General features: G+C 67.4%; 26 protein-coding genes. 15 read left to right on the top strand and 11 right to left on the bottom strand.

Annotated features, from left to right (window positions below; all coding sequences use genetic code 11):
• Positions 1 to 34: 34 nt before the first annotated feature.
• Genes rhuM through AAC067_RS15020 form a run of 3 tightly spaced genes read left to right on the top strand, consistent with a single transcriptional unit; the run spans position 35 to position 1,952 of the window.
• Complete coding sequence (gene rhuM / locus AAC067_RS15030; protein WP_339933664.1) at positions 35 to 1,066, top strand: RhuM family protein; 1,032 nt, start codon at positions 35 to 37, stop codon at positions 1,064 to 1,066.
• 46 nt (positions 1,067 to 1,112) lie between these two features.
• Positions 1,113 to 1,496: a VOC family protein gene (locus AAC067_RS15025; protein ID WP_339933663.1), complete on the top strand. Its 384-nt coding sequence runs from the start codon at positions 1,113 to 1,115 to the stop codon at positions 1,494 to 1,496.
• 42 nt (positions 1,497 to 1,538) lie between these two features.
• Positions 1,539 to 1,952 carry an HIT domain-containing protein gene (locus AAC067_RS15020; protein ID WP_339933662.1) on the top strand — a complete coding sequence of 138 codons (414 nt, stop codon included), beginning with the start codon at positions 1,539 to 1,541 and terminating at the stop codon, positions 1,950 to 1,952.
• Here AAC067_RS15020 and AAC067_RS15015 read toward each other — a convergent pair whose 3' ends face one another.
• Positions 1,953 to 2,453: a hypothetical protein gene (locus tag AAC067_RS15015; RefSeq protein WP_339933661.1), complete on the bottom strand. Its 501-nt coding sequence runs from the start codon at positions 2,451 to 2,453 to the stop codon at positions 1,953 to 1,955.
• A gap of 185 nt (positions 2,454 to 2,638) precedes the next feature.
• Between AAC067_RS15015 and sdhC the strand changes: the two genes are divergently transcribed.
• Genes sdhC through AAC067_RS14990 form a run of 5 tightly spaced genes read left to right on the top strand, consistent with a single transcriptional unit; the run spans position 2,639 to position 7,051 of the window.
• Entirely contained in the window at positions 2,639 to 3,094 is a 456-nt protein-coding gene (gene sdhC / locus AAC067_RS15010; protein ID WP_339933660.1) for a succinate dehydrogenase, cytochrome b556 subunit, read from the top strand.
• Positions 3,091 to 3,498 (top strand): succinate dehydrogenase, hydrophobic membrane anchor protein, encoded by a 408-nt coding sequence (gene sdhD, locus AAC067_RS15005; RefSeq protein ID WP_339933659.1) that lies wholly within the window; start codon positions 3,091 to 3,093, stop codon positions 3,496 to 3,498. Before sdhC ends, sdhD begins: the two co-directional genes overlap by 4 nt.
• A 6-nt stretch (positions 3,499 to 3,504) precedes the next feature.
• Positions 3,505 to 5,301 carry a succinate dehydrogenase flavoprotein subunit gene (sdhA, locus tag AAC067_RS15000; protein ID WP_339933658.1) on the top strand — a complete coding sequence of 599 codons (1,797 nt, stop codon included), beginning with the start codon at positions 3,505 to 3,507 and terminating at the stop codon, positions 5,299 to 5,301.
• Positions 5,302 to 5,303: 2 nt separating this feature from the next.
• On the top strand, positions 5,304 to 6,113 hold the full coding sequence (locus AAC067_RS14995; protein ID WP_339933657.1) for a succinate dehydrogenase iron-sulfur subunit: 810 nt from the start codon (positions 5,304 to 5,306) through the stop codon (positions 6,111 to 6,113).
• Positions 6,113 to 7,051: a tetratricopeptide repeat protein gene (locus tag AAC067_RS14990; RefSeq protein ID WP_339933656.1), complete on the top strand. Its 939-nt coding sequence runs from the start codon at positions 6,113 to 6,115 to the stop codon at positions 7,049 to 7,051. Before AAC067_RS14995 ends, AAC067_RS14990 begins: the two co-directional genes overlap by 1 nt.
• Before the next feature lie 3 nt (positions 7,052 to 7,054).
• On the opposite strand, the gene AAC067_RS14985 is transcribed toward AAC067_RS14990, so the two are convergent.
• Both AAC067_RS14985 and AAC067_RS14980 read right to left on the bottom strand, forming a co-directional pair.
• Positions 7,055 to 7,432, bottom strand: coding sequence for a PIN domain-containing protein (locus AAC067_RS14985; RefSeq protein ID WP_339933655.1), 378 nt, complete (start codon positions 7,430 to 7,432; stop codon positions 7,055 to 7,057).
• Positions 7,429 to 7,668 (bottom strand): hypothetical protein, encoded by a 240-nt coding sequence (locus AAC067_RS14980; protein ID WP_339933654.1) that lies wholly within the window; start codon positions 7,666 to 7,668, stop codon positions 7,429 to 7,431. The genes AAC067_RS14985 and AAC067_RS14980 overlap by 4 nt, the downstream gene beginning before the upstream one ends.
• A gap of 78 nt (positions 7,669 to 7,746) precedes the next feature.
• Here AAC067_RS14980 and AAC067_RS14975 point away from each other — a divergent pair, with 78 nt between their 5' ends.
• Together AAC067_RS14975 and AAC067_RS14970 are read left to right on the top strand one after the other, a co-directional pair.
• Positions 7,747 to 8,067 (top strand): 2Fe-2S iron-sulfur cluster-binding protein, encoded by a 321-nt coding sequence (locus AAC067_RS14975; protein WP_339933653.1) that lies wholly within the window; start codon positions 7,747 to 7,749, stop codon positions 8,065 to 8,067.
• 1 nt (position 8,068) lies between these two features.
• Positions 8,069 to 8,860, top strand: a complete 792-nt coding sequence (locus tag AAC067_RS14970) for a kinase (RefSeq protein ID WP_339933652.1) — start codon at positions 8,069 to 8,071, stop codon at positions 8,858 to 8,860.
• A 27-nt stretch (positions 8,861 to 8,887) separates the two neighbouring features.
• Here the strand turns inward: AAC067_RS14970 and AAC067_RS14965 are convergent, their stop codons facing one another.
• The 4 genes from AAC067_RS14965 to AAC067_RS14950 are packed head-to-tail and all read right to left on the bottom strand — an operon-like array spanning position 8,888 to position 10,882.
• A complete protein-coding gene (locus tag AAC067_RS14965; RefSeq protein ID WP_339933651.1) occupies positions 8,888 to 9,673 on the bottom strand; it encodes a sulfite exporter TauE/SafE family protein in 786 nt (261 codons plus the stop codon).
• Positions 9,674 to 9,676: 3 nt separating this feature from the next.
• The gene (locus tag AAC067_RS14960; RefSeq protein WP_339933650.1) at positions 9,677 to 10,213 is read right to left on the bottom strand and encodes a rhodanese family protein; all 537 of its coding nucleotides are present in this window, start codon (positions 10,211 to 10,213) and stop codon (positions 9,677 to 9,679) included.
• Positions 10,214 to 10,217: 4 nt separating this feature from the next.
• On the bottom strand, positions 10,218 to 10,550 hold the full coding sequence (locus tag AAC067_RS14955) for a rhodanese-like domain-containing protein (RefSeq protein ID WP_339933649.1): 333 nt from the start codon (positions 10,548 to 10,550) through the stop codon (positions 10,218 to 10,220).
• Entirely contained in the window at positions 10,547 to 10,882 is a 336-nt protein-coding gene (locus AAC067_RS14950) for a metalloregulator ArsR/SmtB family transcription factor (RefSeq protein WP_339933648.1), read from the bottom strand. The genes AAC067_RS14955 and AAC067_RS14950 overlap by 4 nt, the downstream gene beginning before the upstream one ends.
• A 95-nt stretch (positions 10,883 to 10,977) precedes the next feature.
• Between AAC067_RS14950 and AAC067_RS14945 the strand changes: the two genes are divergently transcribed.
• Positions 10,978 to 11,838, top strand: a complete 861-nt coding sequence (locus tag AAC067_RS14945) for an MBL fold metallo-hydrolase (RefSeq protein ID WP_339933684.1) — start codon at positions 10,978 to 10,980, stop codon at positions 11,836 to 11,838.
• A gap of 37 nt (positions 11,839 to 11,875) precedes the next feature.
• On the opposite strand, the gene AAC067_RS14940 is transcribed toward AAC067_RS14945, so the two are convergent.
• Positions 11,876 to 12,721: a haloacid dehalogenase-like hydrolase gene (locus AAC067_RS14940; RefSeq protein ID WP_339933647.1), complete on the bottom strand. Its 846-nt coding sequence runs from the start codon at positions 12,719 to 12,721 to the stop codon at positions 11,876 to 11,878.
• Positions 12,722 to 12,788: 67 nt separating this feature from the next.
• Complete coding sequence (locus tag AAC067_RS14935; RefSeq protein ID WP_339933646.1) at positions 12,789 to 15,122, bottom strand: ATP-binding protein; 2,334 nt, start codon at positions 15,120 to 15,122, stop codon at positions 12,789 to 12,791.
• 118 nt (positions 15,123 to 15,240) lie between these two features.
• Here AAC067_RS14935 and AAC067_RS14930 point away from each other — a divergent pair, with 118 nt between their 5' ends.
• The 3 genes from AAC067_RS14930 to AAC067_RS14920 all read left to right on the top strand — a co-directional run bounded on the left by AAC067_RS14930 (position 15,241) and on the right by AAC067_RS14920 (position 17,776).
• Positions 15,241 to 15,651, top strand: a complete 411-nt coding sequence (locus AAC067_RS14930) for a metallopeptidase family protein (RefSeq protein WP_339933645.1) — start codon at positions 15,241 to 15,243, stop codon at positions 15,649 to 15,651.
• 159 nt (positions 15,652 to 15,810) lie between these two features.
• Positions 15,811 to 16,233, top strand: a complete 423-nt coding sequence (locus AAC067_RS14925; protein WP_339933644.1) for a DUF2141 domain-containing protein — start codon at positions 15,811 to 15,813, stop codon at positions 16,231 to 16,233.
• A 76-nt stretch (positions 16,234 to 16,309) separates the two neighbouring features.
• Entirely contained in the window at positions 16,310 to 17,776 is a 1,467-nt protein-coding gene (locus AAC067_RS14920; protein ID WP_339933643.1) for a carotenoid oxygenase family protein, read from the top strand.
• A gap of 2 nt (positions 17,777 to 17,778) precedes the next feature.
• Here the strand turns inward: AAC067_RS14920 and AAC067_RS14915 are convergent, their stop codons facing one another.
• Both AAC067_RS14915 and AAC067_RS14910 read right to left on the bottom strand, forming a co-directional pair.
• Complete coding sequence (locus tag AAC067_RS14915) at positions 17,779 to 18,540, bottom strand: LytTR family DNA-binding domain-containing protein (RefSeq protein WP_339933642.1); 762 nt, start codon at positions 18,538 to 18,540, stop codon at positions 17,779 to 17,781.
• Between the two features lie 73 nt (positions 18,541 to 18,613).
• Positions 18,614 to 19,381: a TetR/AcrR family transcriptional regulator gene (locus AAC067_RS14910; protein ID WP_339933641.1), complete on the bottom strand. Its 768-nt coding sequence runs from the start codon at positions 19,379 to 19,381 to the stop codon at positions 18,614 to 18,616.
• Positions 19,382 to 19,557: 176 nt separating this feature from the next.
• On the opposite strand from AAC067_RS14910, the gene AAC067_RS14905 reads away from it, so the two are divergent.
• On the top strand, positions 19,558 to 21,786 hold the full coding sequence (locus tag AAC067_RS14905; protein WP_339933640.1) for a TonB-dependent receptor: 2,229 nt from the start codon (positions 19,558 to 19,560) through the stop codon (positions 21,784 to 21,786).
• The last annotated feature ends 121 nt before the right edge of the window (positions 21,787 to 21,907 follow it).

The raw sequence follows: 21,907 nt of genomic DNA, 5'->3' as shown, positions 1-21,907 counted from the left end.
TGGACGCGCCCCCTTAAACCGAAGGCCTCCTTGAATGGCTGACCCCGTCGAACCGGTTCACCTGATCGAACAGGCGGAGACCGGCGACCGTTTCCTGATTTACACCGACGACAAGGGCGTCAGGGTTGATCTGCGCTATGACGGTGACGCTCTTTGGATGACCCAAGGGCAGATGGCCGGATTGTTCGGGCGCGACGTGTCCGTCGTATCGCGTCACATCACCAACATCCTTGAAGAAGGCGAGTTGAGCGAAGAGACTTCTTTGCAGAAATTGCAAACAAGTCCGCTTGGGCGACCGGGCACCCTCTACAGTCTGGATATGGTGATCTCGGTCGGCTACCGGGTCAGCTCCGCCAAGGCCACGGTCTTCCGGCGCTGGGCCACGGGCGTGCTCGTCCGCTTTGCCACCAGCGGCTTCGTGGTCGACGTCGATCGGCTCAAACGGCCCGGCGGGCAAGACCGCATCTCCGAACTTCGCGACATCATTCGCGACATCCGGAGCGCCGAGGCGAATGTCTATGCGGAGCTGCGGCGCATCTGTTCGATGTGTCAGGACTATGATCCGAAGTCCGAGGCGGCGCGCGAATTCTACCAGCAAACCCAGGCCAAGCTCTTCTATGCCGTCGTCAGTCAGACCCCGTCGGAAATTCTGGCCAGTCGCGCAGACGGGTCACATGAGACCATGGGGCTGCAGACCTGGCCAACGACCGAGATCAGGAAGGCGGACGCTGTTACGGCCAAGAACTACCTCGCCCCGGGCGAGATTCGGGAGTTGAACCGGCTCACGTCCATCCTGCTGGACATCTTTGAGGATCAGCTTGAGATCGGTCGGCTCACCACGATGAGCGAAGCGTGTGACCGGCTGGATGACAGTTTGAGAAACGTCGGACGGGTCGTGTTGACGCACGGCGGTCAGGTCGACGCCCGCAGCGCCAGGTCCACGGCCGAACGGGCGTATGAAGCCTTCGACCAGCGCCGGAGACGGACGAGACAGGCCGATGCCGACGTTGAGCTGGCGGCGCTGAAGGCCACCGCGAAGACACTGCCGAAGGGCGGTTCGAAATAGCGCTAGGCTTCCGGCCTCCGCGTAATCTGAAGAGAGGGATTTCGACATGATCGGCTATGTGACACTGGGCACCAATGATCTGGCGCGGGGGGCGAAATTCTATGACGCGCTGGCCGCCGAACTGGGCACGCCGCGGATGATGGAGGAACCGACCTTCATCGCCTGGGGTACGCCCGACGGTGCGGCCGGGATCGGCCTGACCAAACCGCACGACGGCCAGCCGGCCACGGTCGGTAACGGGGTGATGGTGGCGCTGCAGGCGTCGTCGCGCGAGCAGGTCCAGCGGCTGTACGACATCGCCCTGGCCAACGGCGGCAGTTGCGAAGGTCCGCCCGGGCCGCGCGGCGGGCCGTTCTACGCCGGCTATTTTCGCGATCCGGACGGCAACAAGCTGAACGCCTTCCTGATGGAAGCGGGCTCGGGGGCCTGAAGGCTTGACCCGGGCGGCGACGCGCGCGACCGGATAGCCATGATGTCTGGTTTTTCCGTCGACCCCGCCTTCGAGGGCGGCTCCATCCCCGTCGCTGACTGGCCCCTGTGCCAGGTCCGGCTGCAGGACGACGCGCGGTTTCCGTGGCTGATCCTGATCCCGCGCGTGGCCGGGGCGGTCGAGCTGGATGATCTGTCGGCGGCGGACCGGGCGCGACTGATGGAAGAGATTGCCCGGGCCGGCAACTGTGTGCGGGCGCTGGGCGAAGCGGCCGGGCGGCCGGTCGACAAGCTGAATGTCGCGGCCCTGGGCAATGTCACGGCCCAGCTGCATGTCCATGTGGTCGGGCGGCGGCGCGACGACGGCCTGTGGCCCGATCCGGTCTGGGGCCGGGATGGCGCGCGCCCTTATGACGCGGCGGCGCGGGCCGCCGTGGTGGCGCGCCTTACGGACTGATCAGGGACGGTGCAGGGTCACGGGGCGGGCTTGGCCGTTGTGGACGAACTCGCCGTGCCAGCCGTTGCCGGTGCGCTGCAGCCGCAGGGTGCCGTGCCGGTCCAGCACCAGCGATGCGCGGGTGCCCTCGACGGAAATGGCGTTGACCAGACGGGCTCGGCCGTCGTCGCCCCGACGCCAGGCCCCCTCGACCGTGCCGTTACCGGGATCACGCAGCACCAGGCTGAGCAGCGGGCGGCCGTCGGACCCCAGGGCCCGCCAGCGACCGTCCAGCGGTCCGGCCCGGGCGTCGGCGCTGCGCTCGGCAGCGGTGACGCCCTTGTCGAAGAAGGTCTCGACGTCGGTGACGCCGGGACCGGGCGCGGTCTCGAACGGGCGGATGGCGGGGGGGCGGTAGATCTGACGGGTCGCGGCGGCGGCGGCGGGCGTATAGGCGCGCGCGCCGGGATCCTGAAGCAGAAGGGCGGCGGTGGAGGCGGCAACAACGGTAAGGAGCATCATCCCAGACTGCCGCATCCGGACCAAAAATTCCACCCGGGGACGAGGCAGGGGGCAAAACCGCCCCTGAAAACCGCCGCGGAACGGGGGATGGGGGCCCGGCTTCGTTGACACCCCGCCGCCGGGGTCACTAAAGCCTGTATGCGCCTCCGGGCGATTGAATTCCTTCGGTTTTGAGAACCATTCGCATGACGAGCCCCCTCCCGGTCTCGGGCGACGACCAGAGCGACCGCCCGGTCCTCCAGCCCAATGGCCGGTCCCGCCCCCTGTCTCCCCATCTCCAGGTCTGGCGCTGGCATGTGACGATGGCGGCCTCGATCCTGCACCGGATCAGCGGCAGTGCCCTTTCGGCCGGCGCGGTCCTGGTCGGGATCTGGCTGCTGGCCCTGGCCTTCGGCCCCGAGGTCTATGCCACCTTTACCGGCCTGTCGGCCTCGCCGCTGGGCCTGCTGGTCTGGTTCGGCCTGACCCTGGCCCTGACCTATCACCTGGCCTCGGGCATCCGTCACCTGATCTGGGACACGGGCGCGGGCCTTGAGCCGAAGACGGCCAGTCTGCTGGCCAGCCTGTCGATCTGGATCGGCTTGCTGGCCGGGGTGGCCTTCTGGGTCTGGCTGTTCGTGTCCGGGAGTGTGTCGCTGTGAGCGGTTCGACCAAGACTTTCGTCAAGGGCGTCAAGGTGTCCGAGCATCACGGGGCCGGGGAGTGGATGGCCGAGCGCCTGTCCTCGCTGATCCTGGTGCCGCTGACGCTCTGGGGTCTGTGGAGTGCGGCGCAGCTGGCCGGTGGCGGCTATGACGGGGCCCTGATCTGGTTCCAGAGCCCGGTCAATGCGGTGCTGCTGGCCGTGACCCTGCTGGCCAGTCTCTGGCACATGAACCTGGGGCTGAAGGTCATCGTCGATGACTATATTCACAAACCCTCGACGCGCGGGGTCCTGCTGGCCCTGATCGCCGTCCTCTGTCTGGTGCTGGCCTTCGCCAGTGTCTTCCTCATCGTGCGGCTGGCGCTGGGCTCAGCGCCGCTGCCGGCCGGTTTCGGAGCCTGATCGCGCATGTCCGTATCTGGGACGACCTATGAATTCGTCGATCATGAATATGACGTCGTCGTCGTCGGCGCGGGCGGCTCGGGCCTGCGCGCGGCGCTCGGGGCGGCCCAGCAGGGGCTGAAGGTCGCCTGCGTCACCAAGGTGTTCCCGACCCGGTCGCACACGGTCGCGGCCCAGGGCGGCATCTCGGCCTCGCTCGGCAATATGGGCGAGGATGACTGGCGCTGGCATATGTACGACACCGTCAAGGGGTCGGACTGGCTGGGCGATCAGGACGCCATCGAATATCTGGTCCGCGAGGCCCCCAAGGCCGTCTATGAGCTGGAACACTGGGGCGTGCCGTTCAGCCGCACCGACGAGGGCAAGATCTACCAGCGCGCCTTCGGCGGCATGACACGAGACTACGGCAACGGTCCGGTGCAGCGCACCTGCGCCGCCGCCGACCGCACCGGCCACGCCATCCTGCACACATTGTACGGCCAGTCGGTGCGCCGCGAGGTCGAGTTCTTCGTCGAATATTTCGGTCTCGACCTGATCATGCAGGACGGGGCCTGTACCGGCGTGACGGCGTGGAAGCTGGACGACGGCACCATGCATCGCTTCCGGGCCAAGCTGGTGATCCTGGCGACCGGTGGCTATGGCCGCGCCTATTTCAGCGCCACCAGCGCCCACACCTGCACCGGTGACGGCAATGCCATGGTGCTGCGCGCCGGCCTGCCGCTGCAGGACATGGAGTTCGTGCAATTCCACCCGACCGGCATCTATGGCGCGGGCTGTCTGATTACCGAGGGTGCGCGCGGCGAGGGCGGCTATCTGACCAATTCCGAGGGCGAGCGCTTCATGGAGCGCTATGCCCCGTCGGTGAAGGATCTGGCCCCGCGCGACATGGTCAGCCGCTCGATGACCATCGAGATCCGTGAAGGGCGCGGCGTCGGTCCGAACAAGGACCACATCTACCTGCACCTCGACCACCTCGATCCGAAGATCCTGCACAAGCGGCTGCCGGGCATTTCCGAGAGCGCCCGCATCTTCGCCGGCGTCGATGTGACCAAACAACCGATCCCGGTGCTGCCGACGGTCCACTACAATATGGGCGGTATCCCGACCAACTATCACGGCGAGGTCCTGACCAAGGTCGGCGACAATGCCGACACCGTGGTGCCCGGCCTGATGGCCGTGGGCGAGGCCGCCTGCGTCTCGGTGCACGGGGCCAACCGTCTGGGCTCCAACAGCCTGACCGATCTGGTCGTGTTCGGCCGCGCCGCCGGCCTGCGCGCCGGTGAGGTGGTCGATAAGGCCGCGAAGGTGCCGGACGCCCCGGCCGCGATCACCGACGGCCACCTGGCCCGGTTCGACCGCTTCCGCAACGCTTCGGGTGCGACTCCAACGGCCAAGCTGCGCATCGAGATGCAGCGCGCCATGCAGTCGGACGCGGCCGTATTCCGCACCGGCAAGACGCTGGAAGAGGGTGTCGCCAAGCTGCGCGACATCCACGCCCGCGGGGCCGACATCAAGACCACCGATCGCGGCCTGATCTGGAATACCGATCTGGTCGAGACGCTGGAATACGACAATCTGGTCGATCAGGCGCTGGTCACGATCGAGGGCGCGCTGAACCGCACCGAGTCGCGCGGGGCCCATGCCCGCGAGGACTTCCCCGATCGCAATGACGCCGAGTGGATGAAACACACCCTGGCCTGGAAGACGCCGACCGACGGCGTGAAGATCGACTACCGCCCGGTCCACAATTACACGATGTCCAAGGACATCGATTATATCGAGCCCAAGGCACGGGTGTACTGAAGATGGTCCAGCTTACCCTCCCGCGCGGCTCCAAGCCGACCACCGGCAAGGTCCACAAGGCCGCGCCCGGTTCGACCAACGTCAAGACCTACAAGGTCTATCGCTATGACCCCGAGGTCGACGCCGACCCGCGCTGGGACGTCTATGAGGTGCCGGTGGCCGATCATGGTCCGATGCTGCTGGACGCCCTGATCCACATCAAGAACGAGATCGACCCGACCCTGTCGTTCCGGCGCTCGTGCCGCGAGGGCATCTGCGGTTCGTGCTCGATGAACATCGACGGCCGCAACACCCTGGCCTGCACCAAGGGCTGGGACGAATGTTCCGGCGACACCATCGCCATCGCGCCCCTGCCGGCCCAGCCGGTGGTCAAGGATCTGGTGACGGACCTGACCCTGTTCTACGCCCAGTACGACTCGATCCAGCCGTGGCTGCAGTCGGACGAACCGGACCCGACGACCGAGCGGCTGCAAACCCCGGCCGAGCGTGAGAAGCTGGACGGTCTGTACGAGTGCATCCTGTGCGCCTGCTGCTCGACCTCCTGCCCCAGCTACTGGTGGAACCAGACCGAATACCTCGGCCCGGCGGCCCTGCTGCAGTCCTATCGCTGGATCGCCGACAGCCGCGACGATGCGACCCAGAAGCGGCTCGATGACCTCGAGGACCCGTTCAAACTGTATCGCTGCCACACCATCATGAACTGCACCCAGGTCTGTCCCAAGGGGCTGAACCCGGCCAAGGCCATCGCCGAGACCAAGAAGCTGATGGTGGCCCCGGACCGCAGGAAGGCGACGGCGACGGCGACGGCGTAATGCGTGCTGCCAGCGGCGCGGGCCTGGTCTTGGCGTTGGCGGTTTTCGCCAGTCCGGCGACGGCGCAATCCGGCCCGACGACCGACCCGGCGTTGACCGCTGCCCTGCGCCCCGGGCTCAAGCCGGCGGAATATTATCCTGAGCTTCAGCGTTTGGCAGAAGCCGGAAATCCGGGCGCGCGGGCCATTTTTGACGGCTTTACCGCCTTGGGCATGGGCGGGCACGGGCGACCCGCTGACTTCCCCTTGGCCTGTCGCGCCTGGGAATCCGGGGCGGCGGTCTCGGCGGAAGCGGCCCATTTCACCGCCGAATGCTACGAACACGGACACGGTGGGACGACCGACCTGGCGCGCGCCATGGATCTCTATCGACAGGCGGGCGAAGGCGGATCAGCCCGATCCCTGTGTGCACTGGGGCTGATCTATGCGGCCGGCGTAGCTGTGCCGGCGGACCCGGAACGCGGGGTCGTACTCTGCCGCCAGGGCGCGGAAATGGGTGACGCGAATGCCCAGACCGATCTTGGAGACTTCTATCGCAGTGGGCGTGGGGTGCCCCAAGACTATGCGATGGCGCGCCTCTGGTACGAACGGGCGGCAGGACAACGGCAACGCAACGCCACCTACCATCTGGGTGCCATGGCCTGGAACGGCGAAGGCGGCCCGATTGATCTGGCCTCAGCCGGAAAGTGGATGGAGAAGGCCTATGAGGCCGGCCGCCGGGATGCCGCTGCTCTGGCCGGGCAGGCGGCGCTTCTCCGTGCGGTCCCGAATGCGCCCCGTGGACCGGTCGATATCGAGTTGTTGGCGCTTGCGAAGCGTTGGTTTCTCGTCGCGATGAGGGAAGATCCGGCCGAGGAGAGGCGCGCCCATGCCGCCGTGACCCTGGCGCAGATTAGTGGCTATGAGGCCCTGGCGCGTCAGCAGGCTGGCGACCGCTAGCGGTCAGACCGCGAGCGTCAGCCCGCAGTGGGTGGCGAAATGGCGGAAATCGGGGTCGTGGGCGATCAGCGGCGCGCTGGCGTCGATACAGCACTGGGCGATCAGGGCGTCCGCGAGGGTTGCGCGGAATCCCAGTCGTTTCAATTTGCGTCGCGCCAGACCGGCCCGTTCCCAGGCCGTCGCCTCAAGCGGCAATACCGAGGCGATGGCCAGAAGATCGGCGAGTCTGGGCCGGGCCTCCGTATAGGACAAAAGCTCGGTCACGGTCGGCGGCGCGACGACGAGATCACCCTTCTGGGCCGCCCGGGTGATCAGCGCGATGTCCGGGCCGGACTGGCCTTCCAGAATTCGCACCAAACTGCTGGTGTCGGCGCAGATCATTCTGTTTCGGCGGTCTGGTCCAGGCCATAGACCTTGTCTTCGCGGAGCTCATCGAGATCGAAGCCGCTGAAGTCGATCGTGCCCTGGAGTTCGAGCAGCTTCCGCCCGAAGGCCCGTCGTTTCAGGCTTTCCAGCCCCTGCCGCAGGGTTTCGGTCACGCCGGCACCGGTCGCACTCTGGGCGGCATCCAGAAGATCAGCGGGCAGAATGGCGGTAATTTTGCGCACGGCGGGCATGGCGTCTTATGCCATATATTGATGCTGGCATCAATCTATGGCCTTGCCTCTCTCGTCCGGCTTTGCCAAGAGCGTGCCATGGCGAAGATCACCTACATCGAACATGACGGTCGCGAGCATGCGGTCGAGGTCAAGGCCGGCCTGTCCGTGATGGAGGGGGCGATCCGCAACAATGTGCCCGGCATCGACGCCGACTGCGGCGGAGCCTGCGCCTGCGCCACCTGCCATGTCTATGTCGACGAGGTCTGGCGCGAGGCGACCGGCAAGCCCAGCGCCATGGAGGAGTCGATGCTCGACTTCGCCGAGGAGGTCGAGGCCAACTCGCGCCTGTCGTGCCAGATCCGGGTTTCGGACGCGCTGGACGGCCTGGTCGTGCGGCTACCGGAAAACCAGCACTGAGATGATCGATCCGCGGCTGATCGAGGCCGTGGAGACGTTGATCACGGCACACGCCCGGCCCGGGCACGTGCCGCTGATCGCCATCGCCGGATCGCAGGGCTCGGGCAAGACCACTCTGGCGCGGGCGGTCGCGGCCCGTACCGGGGCGGCGCATCTGTCGCTGGATGATGTCTATCTGACCCGGGCCGAACGCGAGGGGCTGGCGGAAACCGTGCATCCGCTGTTCGCCATCCGGGGGCCACCGGGGACCCATGACCTAGCCCTGCTGCACCGGGTGATCGCCGCCCTGTCCGCCGCCGGACCCGACGACCGCACGGCGCTGCCGGCGTTCGACAAGCTGGCCGATGACCGGCTGCCGCCGCAGGCCTGGCCGGTGTTCGCGGGGCGGCCGACGGCGATCCTGCTGGACGGCTGGTGTCTGGGGGCGACGCCGCAGGATGAGGCCGATCTCTTGGAGCCGGTCAATGCGCTGGAGCGGAATCAGGACCCGGACGGGCGCTGGCGGCGGGCGGTCAATGACCGGCTGGCCGGCCCCTATCGTGACCTGTTCGCCCGGTTCGACGCCCTGCTGTTCCTGAAGGCCCCGGGCTTTGACGTCGTGCTGGACTGGCGCTGTGAGCAGGAGGCCGGACTGATGGGGCTGGATCCGGCCGATCTGCCGGCGGCGGAGCGCGACCGGCTGGCCGGTTTCGTGCAGGCCTTCGAACGCCTGACCCGGCACATGCTGGCGGGGGGCGTGCGGGCCGATATGACGGCTCCGCTCGACCGCCGCCGGCGACCGGGTGTCATCTGACGATGCGTGCCCGGTCGCCGGGGTCGCTTATAGCAGGGCGCTGATGGCCTTGATCGCCACATAGACGGCGACGATCAGGATCAGGCCGGCGAACAGGCGACGCCCGAGGGCGGCGTTCTGGCCCAGCCGATGTGAGATCGGCAGACCCAGCAGGGTGCCGGCGACGCCGCCGACGGTCATGGCCGCAACCAGCGGCAGGTCGACCCAGCCGGACAGGGCGTAGTTGAACGAGGTGGTGGCCCCGAAGGCCGCGACGCTGAGCAGGGAGGAGGCCTGGGCCAGGGCCAGACCCATGCCGGTCGCCGCCATCATGCCGGGCACGATCAGGAAGCCGCCGCCGATGCCGAAGAAGCCGGCGGCGGTGCCGACGCCCGCGGCGGTGACGCCGACCCGCGGCACCAGGGCCCTGGTCAGCCGCACATCCGGGCCGCCATTCTCGGGCTTGGGCCGCAGCATCGACAGGCCGACCGCTGCCATGGCGATGGCGAAGAACAACAGCAGCTGCTGGCCGTCGATGATCTTGGCCAGACTCGATCCGCCCCATGCCCCGAAAGCACCGACCACGGCAAACAAACTGGCGCAGGGCCAGCGGACCCGTCCGGCGCGGGCGTGGCCGATCAGGGCGGTCAGGGCGTTAAGTGCCACCCCCGCCGCCGAGACGCCGATCGCCATGTGGGGATCTTTCACCCCGACCATATAGAGCAGCAGCGGCACGGCCAGCACCGAGCCGCCGCCCCCGAACAGGGTCAGAAGCAGGGCGACGATGCCGCCGCTGAGCATGGCCAGCAGCCACTGGATCAGGTCAGGGGACATGGATCAGGCAGCCGGAAAAGCGTTGCGGTTCCACGGCATGACGGCCAGCAACCGGGCCATGCCGCAGAAACCTGTGGCCCCGGCGAAGAACAGGCCGGCCCCGACGAAGGCGGCGAGCCCCCAGAAGGCGGGGTGGACCAGCACGCCGAGGGCGGCCCCGGTCAGGATCAGGCCGCCGGCGACCATCTGCACCTGACGCATCATCTCCAGCGGGGCCTTGTCATTGGTCTTTGTCGCCAGGCCCGCCTTCTTCCAGCCGTCGATGCCGCCGGCCAGAACATAGGCCTGACCCGGGACGCGGGAGGCCAGCTGATTGCAGTTGGCCTGGGTGCGGTTGCCCGAGCGGCACATGAAGACCACATCGCGGCCGGGCAGGATCTGCAGGTCGGCCTTTTCGAACAGGGACATCGGGGTCGCGGCTGCGCCCGGGATGTGCTCGCGGGCGAATTCATCGCGTTCACGGATGTCGACCAGAACGGCGGTGCCGGATTTCATACGCGCGGCGACGTCGGCGGCCGAAAGGGCAGTGAGAACGGTCATGGGTCTACTTTCCGTTGGAGTTGCTGGTGGCGAGGCCGGCGCGTTTCCAGCCGTCCAGTCCGCCGTCGAGAACGAAAGCCTGTCCCGGAACCCGGGCAGCCAGCGGGTCGCAATTGGCGTTGGTGCGTCCGCCGGATCGGCACATGAAGATGACCTCGCGTCCGGGCGTCACCGGCAGGTCCGTCGAGGCCAGCCCCGACAGCGGTGCCGGAGCGGCACCGGGGATGTGTTCGCCAGCGAATTCGTCGGGTTCACGGATGTCGATCAGCACGGCCTGTCCGGCCTGCAACCGGGCATCGACCTCTGAGGGAGACAGGGGGACAAGCGCAACGATCATGAGTTTCGTTCCTCGGTTTCGGGGGGGCAATAGATTTCGGCCAGGGTGGCGATCACCTCGGCTACGGCCGGGTTTGCGAGTCGGTAGAAGACGGCGACACCTTCACGTCGGGTGCTGACCAGACCTTCCTCGCGCAACAGGCCGAGGTGCTGGGACAGGGCCGACTGGGACAGGCTGACCCGCGCCAGCATCTCGCCGACCTGCAGCTCCCGACCATCGAGCTGACACAGGATCATCAGGCGCTTTTCGTTGGCCATGGCCTTGAGCAGCCGCGCGGCGGAGCCGGCACTGGCCTCAAGGCGTTCAAGACGATGGGTGTCGAGATCGAGCATGCCGCCAATATATGAGCCATTGCTAATTTAGCAAGTACTAATATATAGAAGGCCAACCCAAGGAGCTTTTCATGACCCAGTCATCCCCCCCGGTGTTGCGCCCTGTCGTTGAGGCCTTTTTCGAGCCCGAGACCAACACCGTCACCTATCTGGTCAGCGATCCCGCGACCAAGGCCGCGATGATCATCGACCCCGTTCTGGACTTTGACGCCGCCACCGGCCGGACCTCGACCGGCTCGATTGACGCCGTACTGGCGGCCGTGGCCGCGCAGGGCCTTAAGCTGGAGCGGGTGCTGGATACCCACGCCCACGCCGACCACCTGAGCGGGGGCGACAACATTCGCGCCCGGACCGGCATCCCACTGGGCATCGGGGCCAACATTACCAAGGTCCAGAAGACCTTCGCCACCCTGTTCGAGGCGCACGATGTGTCGCCGGACGGGGTGGTGTTTGACGCCCTCTATGCCGACGGCGACACCTTCACCCTGGGCAGTCTGGAGGTCGAAGTACTGCACACACCGGGGCATACGCCCGCCTGTGTCAGCTATCATGTCGGCGACGCCCTGTTCGTGGGCGACACCATGTTCATGCCGGACTTTGGCACGGCGCGCTGTGACTTCCCAGGTGGCGACGCCCGCACCCTGTACCGTTCGATGCAGAAGATCCTCGCCCTGCCCGGCGAGACGCGCCTGTTTGTCGGTCACGACTATCTGCCGGAGGGCCGCACTGAATATGAGTGGGAAACGTCGGTAGCGAAGCAGAAGGCCGACAACATCCATATCGGCGACGGTGTGACCGAGGACGAATTCGTTGCCCTGCGCGAAGCCCGTGACGCCACCCTGGCCGCGCCAAAATTGATCCTGCCGTCGCTGCAGATCAATATTCGCGCCGGGGCCCTGCCGCCGGCCGAGGCGTCCGGGCGACGCTTCCTGAAGACGCCGCTGAACGAGGTCTAGGGCGCAATCGGTTGGGTTGGACGCCGTCCAACCCGGCTCAGTCGGCCGGCATGCGTCCGGCGTTGACGGCGATACGGCCGATCAGCCCCTTGACGATCAGGTCGACGGCCGAGCCCTCGCGATAGTCTGCGGCGGCGACGAAATTAACCCGATCCTCGCTGATCAGGCGGTGCACCTTGTCGCGGTCGCGCGGCGTGCTGTCGGGGTCATAGACGGCGATCGAGAAGCCGCCCTTGGTGTGCATCATCTTCATGGTCGGCACATCGGTGTCGCCGTCGCCGAGGAAGATCATCCGCTCGAACGGCACCGGCCGCTCGTCGTCGGGGATGAAGCGGTTGATGCGCTCGTCGTCCCAGTGGTTGTGGACGCCCTTGTTGATGCGGAACAGGTATTGGGTCTTGGTCGTGTAGTTGACGCCGACCGCCGGCCAGACGGCGACATCGTCGGCGTCATAGACATATTTCGATGCGAACACGTGTTCGAAGGCCGGGTGGATCGGGCAGCCCTCGATCATCTCGGTCAGGCCGGCGGAGATGATGTAGTGCTCGACGTCCAGTCCGTACTGGGCCCCGAAGGCATTCATCCGGTCGAACCAGCTGAGGTCGCGCAGCCCCTCGAACAGGGCCACGTCCTGACCGTGGTCGCGCAGCGCCTTGCGGGTCACCGGCTGGCCCTGGTCGCGGGCGACCTGCAGCATCATCTGCATATACATCAGGATGCCGTCGCCGTCGGAGGCGACCGTCTGGGGCTGGACCGTCTCGTTCCAGAACTGGGTCGGCGTCATGCCGATCGACGGGATGAAGCTGACCTCCTGCATGTTGCCGCGGGCCAGGGTGCCGTCGAAATCGTAGATCAGGGCGGTCTTGAGGGGCTTGAGAGCCATCGGATGTCCAGGGGTGGGAGATGGGTGGCGGCTAGTTAGGGCCTGACGCGCAGGCGGTCAAAGCGCCTCACTCGACGCCGGCCAGGCCCCCGAGCCGCAGTTCCGGGGCGGCGGCGGCCGACGAGGCGCGCAGCGGCAGGTGCAGGATGAAGGCCGCGCCCTTGCCGGGCTCGCTCTCGACCTCGGCCCAGCCGCCGTGCATCTCGACCATGGCCTTGACCAGGGCCAGGCCGACGCCGGGGCCGCCACGGTCGCGGCGCACAAAGCGGTCAAACACATGGGGCTGCAGGTGATAGGGGATACCGCGCCCGGTATCCTCGACCCGGATGCGCAGTTCGGAACTGTTGGCCTCGGCCGAGAGGGTGACCTCGCCGCCTTCGGACACGGCCCGGACGGCATTTTCAAGCAGGTGGTCCAGCGCCTGGGTGATGCGGCGCTCGTCGGCGCGGACGGTCGGCAGCCGGGCCGGGCATTTGGCCTTCAGCGTCGCGCCGCGACCCTCGACCCGGGGCCGGTAGCGCGAAACGATCCCGGCGAACATATCGCGCACGTGCAGATCGCCGAGGCTCAGCTCCATCTCGCCCGCATCGATCTGGGCCATGTCCAGCACATCGTCGATCGACCGGGCCAGCTGGCTGGCGGCGACGCGGATGGCTCCGGCCTGCTGGCGGCTGCGCTCGGGCAGGCCGCCCAGGGTCTCGAGCAGTTCCGAATAGCCGACGATGGTCGTCAGCGGCGTGCGCAGCTCATAGGAGACGCTGCCGACGAACTCGCGCTTCAGGGCCTGGCTTTCCTCGAGCGCCGCGGCCTTGGCGGCCAGGGCCTGTTCCAGCTCGCGCTGGGCGGTGACGTCGGAGAAGGCCACCAGGGTGGCACCGTCGGGCAGGGGGCGGGTCTGCCACGAGGCGATGCGGCCGTCGGCGGTGCGGCCCTCGCCGGAGATGGCGACGCGACTCTCGGGATCGGGATCGGCGACGCGTGCCTTCAGGCCGAGCCACAGCGCCGGGTCGGGCAGGGCGGTCTTGCACAGCTCGGCGATAGCGTCGAAGTCCGAGGCCTCGGTCAACTGGTCAGCGGTCAGTTTCCAGAAGCTTTCGAAGGCCTCGTTGTGCAGGCGGATACGTCCGTCAGAGCCGAACACGGCGACGGCGTCATTGAGCTTGTCGAGGGTCGCGGTCTGGACCTGGATTTGGGCGTTGAAGCGGCTGCGCAGCTGCAGTTCGTCCGTGATGTCCGAGAACAGCAGCAAGATGCCGCCCAGCGGGTGCGGTTGGCGGACGACGCGCAGGGTGCGGCCGTCGGGCAGGGACCAGCTGTCGTCGGGCGTGGCTTCGGACGCGCCATAGAACTCCAGCTCGCGCGCCTTCCAGCCCGCATAGTCGATGACTTCCGGCAGCAGGCGACGCTGGCGCAACCGGTCCAGCAGCTCGGCATGGGTCGGGCGCTCGTCCAGCCAGGCCGGGTCGATGTTGAACAGGGCCTGGAAGGCGGTGTTGTGAAAGGCCAGCCGCTTGGACGGGCCGAAGATGGCGACCGCGTCGGCGAGGTGGTTCAGGGTCTCGTCATGGGCCTCGACGTGGCGGCGCAGGGTGTCACGCGTCTCCTCGGCCTCGGTCATGTCGATGGCGAAGGCGACCACGGCCCCGCCGCCGCCGGGAGCCGGCTCGGCGATGATCCGCCAGGCGCGCCGACGGCCGCCGCCGGTGGTCCAGCGGAAACCTTCCTGACGGGCGTGCATGCGGCCGGCCTCGGCGACGATGGCATCGGCCCCGCGATCGAAGCTCAACGACCGTTCAATGGCGTCTTCGAGGCTGTCGGCCTTCATCTCGGACAGCCAGGCGCGGTTGGCCCAGGCCAGTCGTCCGGACGGATCGACGATCCAGGTCGGGGCCGGGGAGGAGTCGGCCAGCAGGCCCAGACCGCTCTCGGCCACCTGGGTCACGCCGCCCAGACGCGACAGGCGCAGCCAGGCGGTGCCCGCGGCCGGGCGGCCGTCGATGCGCCAGGCCCCGGATGGCAGGTCCAGCACCTGGTCGAAGGGTTCACCCGCCGCGATCAGGGCGTCGAGCCGGGGGCCGGCGCTGGCGCGCACGGCGTCGAGCACGGCGTCGATCGGCTGGAGATCCGCTCCGGGCAGGTCGAGGGCCATCTCGCTCCAGATTTCGAGCGCACCGATCACCCCGGTCACGCCGGTCGTGTCGAGCGACAACCGGGTGTCGTCGAAGGCGGCCAGGGTCCCTTCGCAATCGGCCAGGGCGGTGCGGGTGGCGACCAGTTCGCTACCGCCGTGACGCGCCTGCGATGACAGACGGGCTCGCATGCGCCACGCCCAGGCGCTGACTGCCAGCGCCAGGCCTGCCGCTCCCGCGGTCGCTACATAGGCAATATCGGCCTCAGCCATTCGCAGATCTATCCGCCGGTTCGTGCTGACTCGCACAGGCACCATAGCGCAAGCTGCGAAAAAGCCACGCCCACTGAACGCGATTGCTGCCGAGACCCATAGTACCGATATGAGGGGCATGACCCCGACCTTGACCGATCAGACCGCCCCCACCCTCGACGACTTCGCCCGGCTGGCCCGCGCCGCCCTCGAGGCCCTGCCCGAACCGTTCCGCTCGCTGGCCGGGAATGTGGTGCTGCGCATCGATGATTTCGCTGATGCCGAGACGCTGGCGGCGCTGGACATCGACGATCCGTTCGACCTGACCGGCCTCTATCACGGCGTCGACATCGGCCGTCAGGAGGGGCTGGGGCCCGCGCCCGAGCCGTCGCGCGTCTTCCTCTATCGCCGGCCGATTCTCGATGAATGGTGCGAGCGTGGCGATGTCGGCCTGTACGAGATCATCAGCCATGTGCTGGTGCACGAGATCGGCCACCATTTCGGGCTCGACGACGACGAGATCCATCACATCGAGGACTCTGCCGACTGATCGGGGCGGTCGTTCACGCGTCGCCAGTGGACACCGGCTGGTCGTTCACGAAGCCGGGCCGTGCATCGCCGCAAGCGCGCTGGCGTCGGCGGCGGCGCGGCCCGAGGGTCTGGATATCGGGGCCCGGCGATCGGGCTTCCCCTGAACAGGATATCCGCCATGAAGACCGTCGCCGCCGCCCTCGCCGCCCTGACCCTGGCCGCCGCCGCCCCGGCCCTCGCCGCCGACCCGTCCAGCTTGACCCTGACCTTCGAGACCGGCGCGTCGACCGGTGCCGTTATGGTCGCCCTGTATGACAGCGAGGCGGCCTGGTCGGACGGAGCTCCGGTGCGCAGGGCCCGCCTGGACGTCGCCGCCGGACAGCAGACCGCGACGTTCGAGGGCCTGCCCGCCGGCGATTACGGCATGAAGGCGTTTCATGACGTCAACGGCGACGGCACGATGAACACCAACCCGTTCGGCATGCCGCTCGAACCCTATGCCTTCTCCAACAATGCGGTCGGCAACATGGGACCGGCGCGCTGGGACCAGGCCAAGGTCACCGTTTCGGGCACCGTCACCCAGAGCATTGTCATTCGCTAGGCGGCCGATCGCTCGCCGCGCGGCGACTCACTGCTTGAGGCCGCGCCGAAACCCCTTCCGTCAGGAGAACCACCTCATGCACACGTCCCGCCGCAACTTCCTCATGGGTGCCGCCGCCCTGTCCGCCGCCGTGATCACACCCGAGACCGTCCGGGCGATGGCGGCCCAGGAGGCCGCCGCTGACTGGGCCCTGGCCACTGCTGACCTTGAGGCCGACGTCGCGCCCCGGGCCATGCGGCTGATCCATGGTCGCGCCCCGGCGGATCTGACCGGGACCCTGTTCCGCAACGGTCCGGCCAAATTCCGTCGGCCTGGCGGCTCGGCGACCCACTGGTTCGACGGCGATGGCCTGATGCGCGCCTTCCGCATCAACGATGGGCAGGTGACGCTTGACGCCCGTTTCGCCGATACGCCCAAGCGACGGCACGAGAGCGCCATCGGTGCCGTTGTCACGGCAGGCTTCGGCACCGCCGGCGACGACCGTGCGCGGGTCGGCTCGATCGAGGATGCCAATGCCGCCAACACCGCGGTCATGCTGGCCGGCGACGAAGTCTGGGCTCTGTGGGAGGGCGGGGCACCGCTGGCCATGGCGGCGTCGGACCTGTCGACCAAGCGGTTTGTCACCCTGCGCGACGACCTCAAGGGCATGCCGTTCCAGGCGCACCCCCGCTATGACCCTGACGGCACGATCTGGAACATCGGCCTGAACGGGGACAAGGCGGTGGTCTGGCACCTCAACGCCGACCGCAGCCTGAACACGGCGGACATCATCGACCTGCCGCGCGCCAGCTATATGCATGACTTCACTGCCACGGCTCGCCACCTGATCCTGGTGCTGCAGCCCTGGGTCTTCGATCACAGCGGCATGCCCTATGCCTCGCAGTTCGCCTGGAAGCCGGAGATGGGCACCCAGGTGCTGGTCATCGACAAGGCCGACCTGTCACGCCGCCGGATCTATGAGCTGCCGACCTTCAGCTATTTCCATCTGGGCGACGCCTGGGAAGACGCTTCGGGGACGATCCGATTCGACGTCGCCGCCGGCAAGGATGTGGCCTTCGCCATCGACGGGGCCCGGGTGATGGTTGAACAGCGCGGGACCGTCCCGGGTGAGCCGGCCGTTCTGGCCCTGATCACCCTGCGGACTGATGGCGGTGCCGACATGGTTTCGTCGGGTGTGACCGCCGAATTTCCCCGAAGCGACCCCCGGCGTGCGGGTCAGTCGCGTCGTCTGACCGCCCACGTCGCCGGTGAGACCGCCGACCGACCGCTGGCCACCGGTCTGGCCGTTCACGACTGGGAGACGGGGCGTTCGGACGCCTTCGACTTCGGCGACCGGGTCGTCGCCGAGGAGGCGGTGTACGTGCCCAAACCCGGGCGATCGGGCGAAGCTGAAGCTTGGTTGATCGCGCCGTCGATCAATCTGGCCGAGGGGGTGACCGAACTGCACGCCTTTGACGCCGCGCACGTGGCGGACGGCCCGGTCGCCAGCTGGCGGGCGGACGTGGCCCTGCCGGCCGGGTTCCACGGGATCTGGGCTGGATGAGCCTAATACCAGCCGGCCTGGCGCAGCCCGGGGGCGTAGCGGCGGCTGACCGGGGCGGTCAGGTCGCCGTCCAGGGTCAACAGGGCCCGGCCGTCGCCGCGGCTGACGTCGCGCACCGCGTCGCGCGCCACCCACCAGCTGCGGTGGGTGCGGGCCCCCTCAAGGCCTTCCAGCTCGGCCAGGGCATCCGACAGCCGCATCAGGATCAGGTCGGAGCCGCGATCGGTATGGACGCGCAGATAGTGGTCCTCGGCCTGGACCGCGATCAGGGTGGCCCCGCGCAGGCGGGGTGGCAGCCGGTCGGGAAAGCGGGCCGGAGGGGCACCGGGGGGGGCGGCGTGGGTGGCGAGCGGCCGGGCCCGGTCGAGGAAGACGTTGAGCAAGGTCATGGTCGCGGTCACCACGGCCACCGGCAGCAGGAATTCGGGCAACAGGTCCAGGCCGTAGAGGCCCTGGCCGAACGCCGGACCGGTCAGGGCCCAGACCACCACCGTCAGCGGTGCGGCGATGGCGACGGTCAGAACCACGGCCGTGAGCCAGGGCTGTCGTTCGGCGTCCAGCAGCCGGGCGATCCAGACCGAGCACAGATGGCCCCATATGCCGCCACCGATCATCAGCGGGATCCAGTAGGCGAGGCGATTCAGTATCGGGTTCTGACCGAGATTGAAGGCCCCACTGATGGCGAGGAAGGCCCCGGCTACCACGGCCACGACCAGCATCCGGATGACGGACGGGCGTTCGGGGGGAGGCTCGGTTCGGCTCATCTGTTTTTCCCGGGGCACGGTCTCGCCTTGAAACCATGAATCGGCACGCCGCAGAAGCGGCGGCAGGCCCGGATCAGCCGGGCGGGGAGTCCGGGCGCGCGCCGCAGACGGCGCGGAACCCGGCCGCGGCGAAGCGCACCATATAGTCGCAGGCACTTTCCAGATCGCCGGAGCGGCACAGGCCGCCCGACAGCCGGTCCAGCCGCCCGGTCTCGCCCAGCGTCAGCGTCAGCGCGCCCGACAGGTTGTGATAGGCCCAGTAGAGGTCGACTTCGGGTGCATCCGGAACGATCTGCTTGATCAGTTCGATCAGTCGCCGCGCCGCCGGATCGAAATAGCGCGTCATGATCTCGCCGCCGAAGGCCGGGTTGGCATTGGTCTGGGCCACCAGCGCGGAATAGTGTTTCCAGCCCGGCCCGCCCTTCAGCGACCAGGCGAACGGCGGGCGCAGGAAGGCTTCAAACAGTCCTTCGAAGGTCATGCCGTCCGGTCCCGCCTCCTGCGCATAGCGATTGATGGCATCGACCCGTTCACTGTTCCAGATTTCGGCGCGGCGCAGGAAGACCGCGTCGAACAGGGCGCGTTTGGCCCCGAAATAATAATGGACCAGGGCGGTGTCGACGCCGGCCTCGCGCGCCACTTCGCGGATAGTGACGCCATAGAAGCCGTGTTTCGAAAACAGGTCCTCGGCCGCATCAAGGATCGACTCGCGCGCCACGCCGGCACCGGCGGACCGGGCCTTGGACGGGCGTCCGCGGCGTGCGGGGGCACCCGCGGCACGGGCGGCCGGGACCTCGGGCGCGGCTTCGGAAACGGGTTCGGGGGCGTTGGGCCTGATCATGGCGACAAGCTAGGCCGCCGGGCGGGTCCTGTGCAACGGCGCCACAGGCTGCCGATTTGGCGCGGGGGAACCGTCACTGTGTTTGACAGGGCGGGGAAACTGGATAGGTTCCGTGAAAATCATTGAACGCTGAATAAAAGCGTCAACGGGCTGGAACACAACAATTGGGGTACCAAATGAACAGATACGTAAAAACCGCCTTGCTGGCGGGTGCCGCGCTGAGCGCACTGTCCACCGCGGCCATGGCCCAGGACACCGGCGCGATGGCGACCGGACCGCAGGCGTCGATGATCGATGACGTCATCGTCACCGCCCGTCGCCGCGACGAGCAGCTGAAGGACGTCCCGGTCGCCGTCACCGCCCTGGGGGCCGAGCGCCTTGAGGAAACCGGTGCTTCCGACATCACGGCCCTGCAGCAGCAGACCCCGAACGCCACGGTTCAGGCCGCGCGCGGTTCCAACTCGACCCTGATCTCCTTCGTCCGTGGCGTCGGCCAGCAGGATCCGCTGTGGGGCTTCGAGCCCGGCGTCGGCCTCTATATCGACGACGTCTATGTGGCCCGCCCCCAGGGCGCGGTTCTGGACATCTTCGACATCCAGCGCATCGAGGTCCTGCGTGGACCCCAGGGCTCGCTCTACGGTCGCAACACCATCGGCGGCGCGATCAAATATGTGACCTCGCGCCTGTCGATCGAGCCGGAAGCCACTGTGCGCGGCACCTACGGCAGCTACAACCAGATGGACTTCCTGGCGTCCGCCAGCATTCCGGTCAGTGACAACCTTCGCATCGGCGGCGCGTTCGCCAGCTATAACCGCGACGGCTATGGCCAGAACCTCAACACCGGTGCCGAGTCCTACGACAAGGACGTTCTCGCCGCCCGTGTGAGCGCCGAGTTCCAGCCCAACGACAACAGCTTCTTCCGTCTGGCCTATGATCGGACCGTGGACAAATCCAACCCGCGTCACGGTCACCGTGAAGTGGCCGGCACCGGTGTCGGTGCGGGCGTCACGCCCAACGTCTATGACACCTATGCCGGTGTCGGCGACAATAACTCGGTCATTACCGAGGGTGTGTCCCTGACCGGCGAATTCTATCTCAATGACAATCTGACGTTCAAATCGATCAGCGCCTATCGCAGCGGCGAAACCGACACGGTCATCGATTTCGACAACACCCCGGCCCCGACGCTGGATATCCCGGCGGTCTACGGCGACCATCAGTTCACGCAGGAGTTCCAGCTCCAGTTCGAGGGTGACCGCGTCCAGGGCGTGGTCGGTGCCTACTATCTGAACGCCAAGGCCTCGGGTGCCTTCGACACCATCCTCGGTAATTTCGGCTTTGTCATCGGTACCGGCGGCTTCGTCGAGACCGAAAGCTTCTCGCTGTATTCCGACGTCAACGGGGACCTGACCGACCGACTGCATTTGTCGATCGGCCTGCGCTACACCCAGGACAGCAAGACCGGCGACGTGTTCCGCGCCAACTATCTGGGGGCTACCCGCAGCCCGCTGCTGGGTGGCACCGCACGCGCCCCGTTCCAGGTGCGCACCGACTATACCAACAGCCGGGACTTCACGGACATCTCGCCGCGTTTCGCCCTGTCGTATGATTTCAGCGACCGGATCACCGGCTACGCCTCGTTCTCGACCGGCTTCAAGTCGGGCGGCTTCGACATGCGCGGCGACGCCAACGTGACGCCGAACACCGTTAACGGCTATGAGCCCGAGACGGTCGACGCCTATGAGATCGGGCTGAAGGGCTCGGCCTTCAATCGCCGCCTGTCGTTCAGTTCGGCCCTCTTCTACAACGAGTACCAGGACCAGCAGGTCACCACCCAGGTGCCGGCCGGTACGCCGCTCGGGTCCGCCATCGCCAGCTTTGTCGACAACGTCGGCTCCTCGACCATCTCGGGTGCCGAGTTCGAGGGCACGCTGCATATCCTCGACTCGTTGACGGCAAATTTCGCCGTCGGTTACCTGAACGCCGAGTTTGACGAGTTCCAGCGCTTCAACCTGGGCACCGGCCTGTACGAGAACATCGCCGATCAGGTGGTGCTGCAGAACGCGCCGAAATACACGGGCTATTTCGGCCTGACCTGGCGCGGCCAGATGGCCGGAGGGGCGCTCGCCATCACCCCGTCCATCAGCTACCGCGACGACTACAGCCAGTTCGAGTTCCCGAACCCGATCCTCGACCAGGAGGCCTATTCGCTGGTCGACCTGTCGGTGGTCTGGACCGCCCCGAACGACAAGCTGACGGTCGGCGTGTACGGCAAGAACCTGACCGACGAAGAATACCGCATCGGGGGCTACAACTTCCCGGGTGCGGCGGTCTTCAACGACTCGGTCATCGGCTACTACGGCCCGCCGCGGACCGTCTCGGCCATGCTGCAGGTCAAGTTCTGATCCGCACAGACGCCTGAAGCCTGACCCCCAGGGGTCGAAAGGGGCGGCGGTTCTCCGGGGCCGCCGCCCTTTTTCTTTTGCAGGCGCGGATCGCGCCGCTACGGTCCTGCCGGGGATCACG

This window comes from uncultured Brevundimonas sp. (assembly GCF_963977465.1).
In the GTDB taxonomy this organism is placed as follows: Bacteria; Pseudomonadota; Alphaproteobacteria; order Caulobacterales; family Caulobacteraceae; genus Brevundimonas.
The sequence above is the reverse complement of the archived record's forward strand: the minus strand, read 5'-3'. Positions and strand labels throughout refer to the sequence as shown.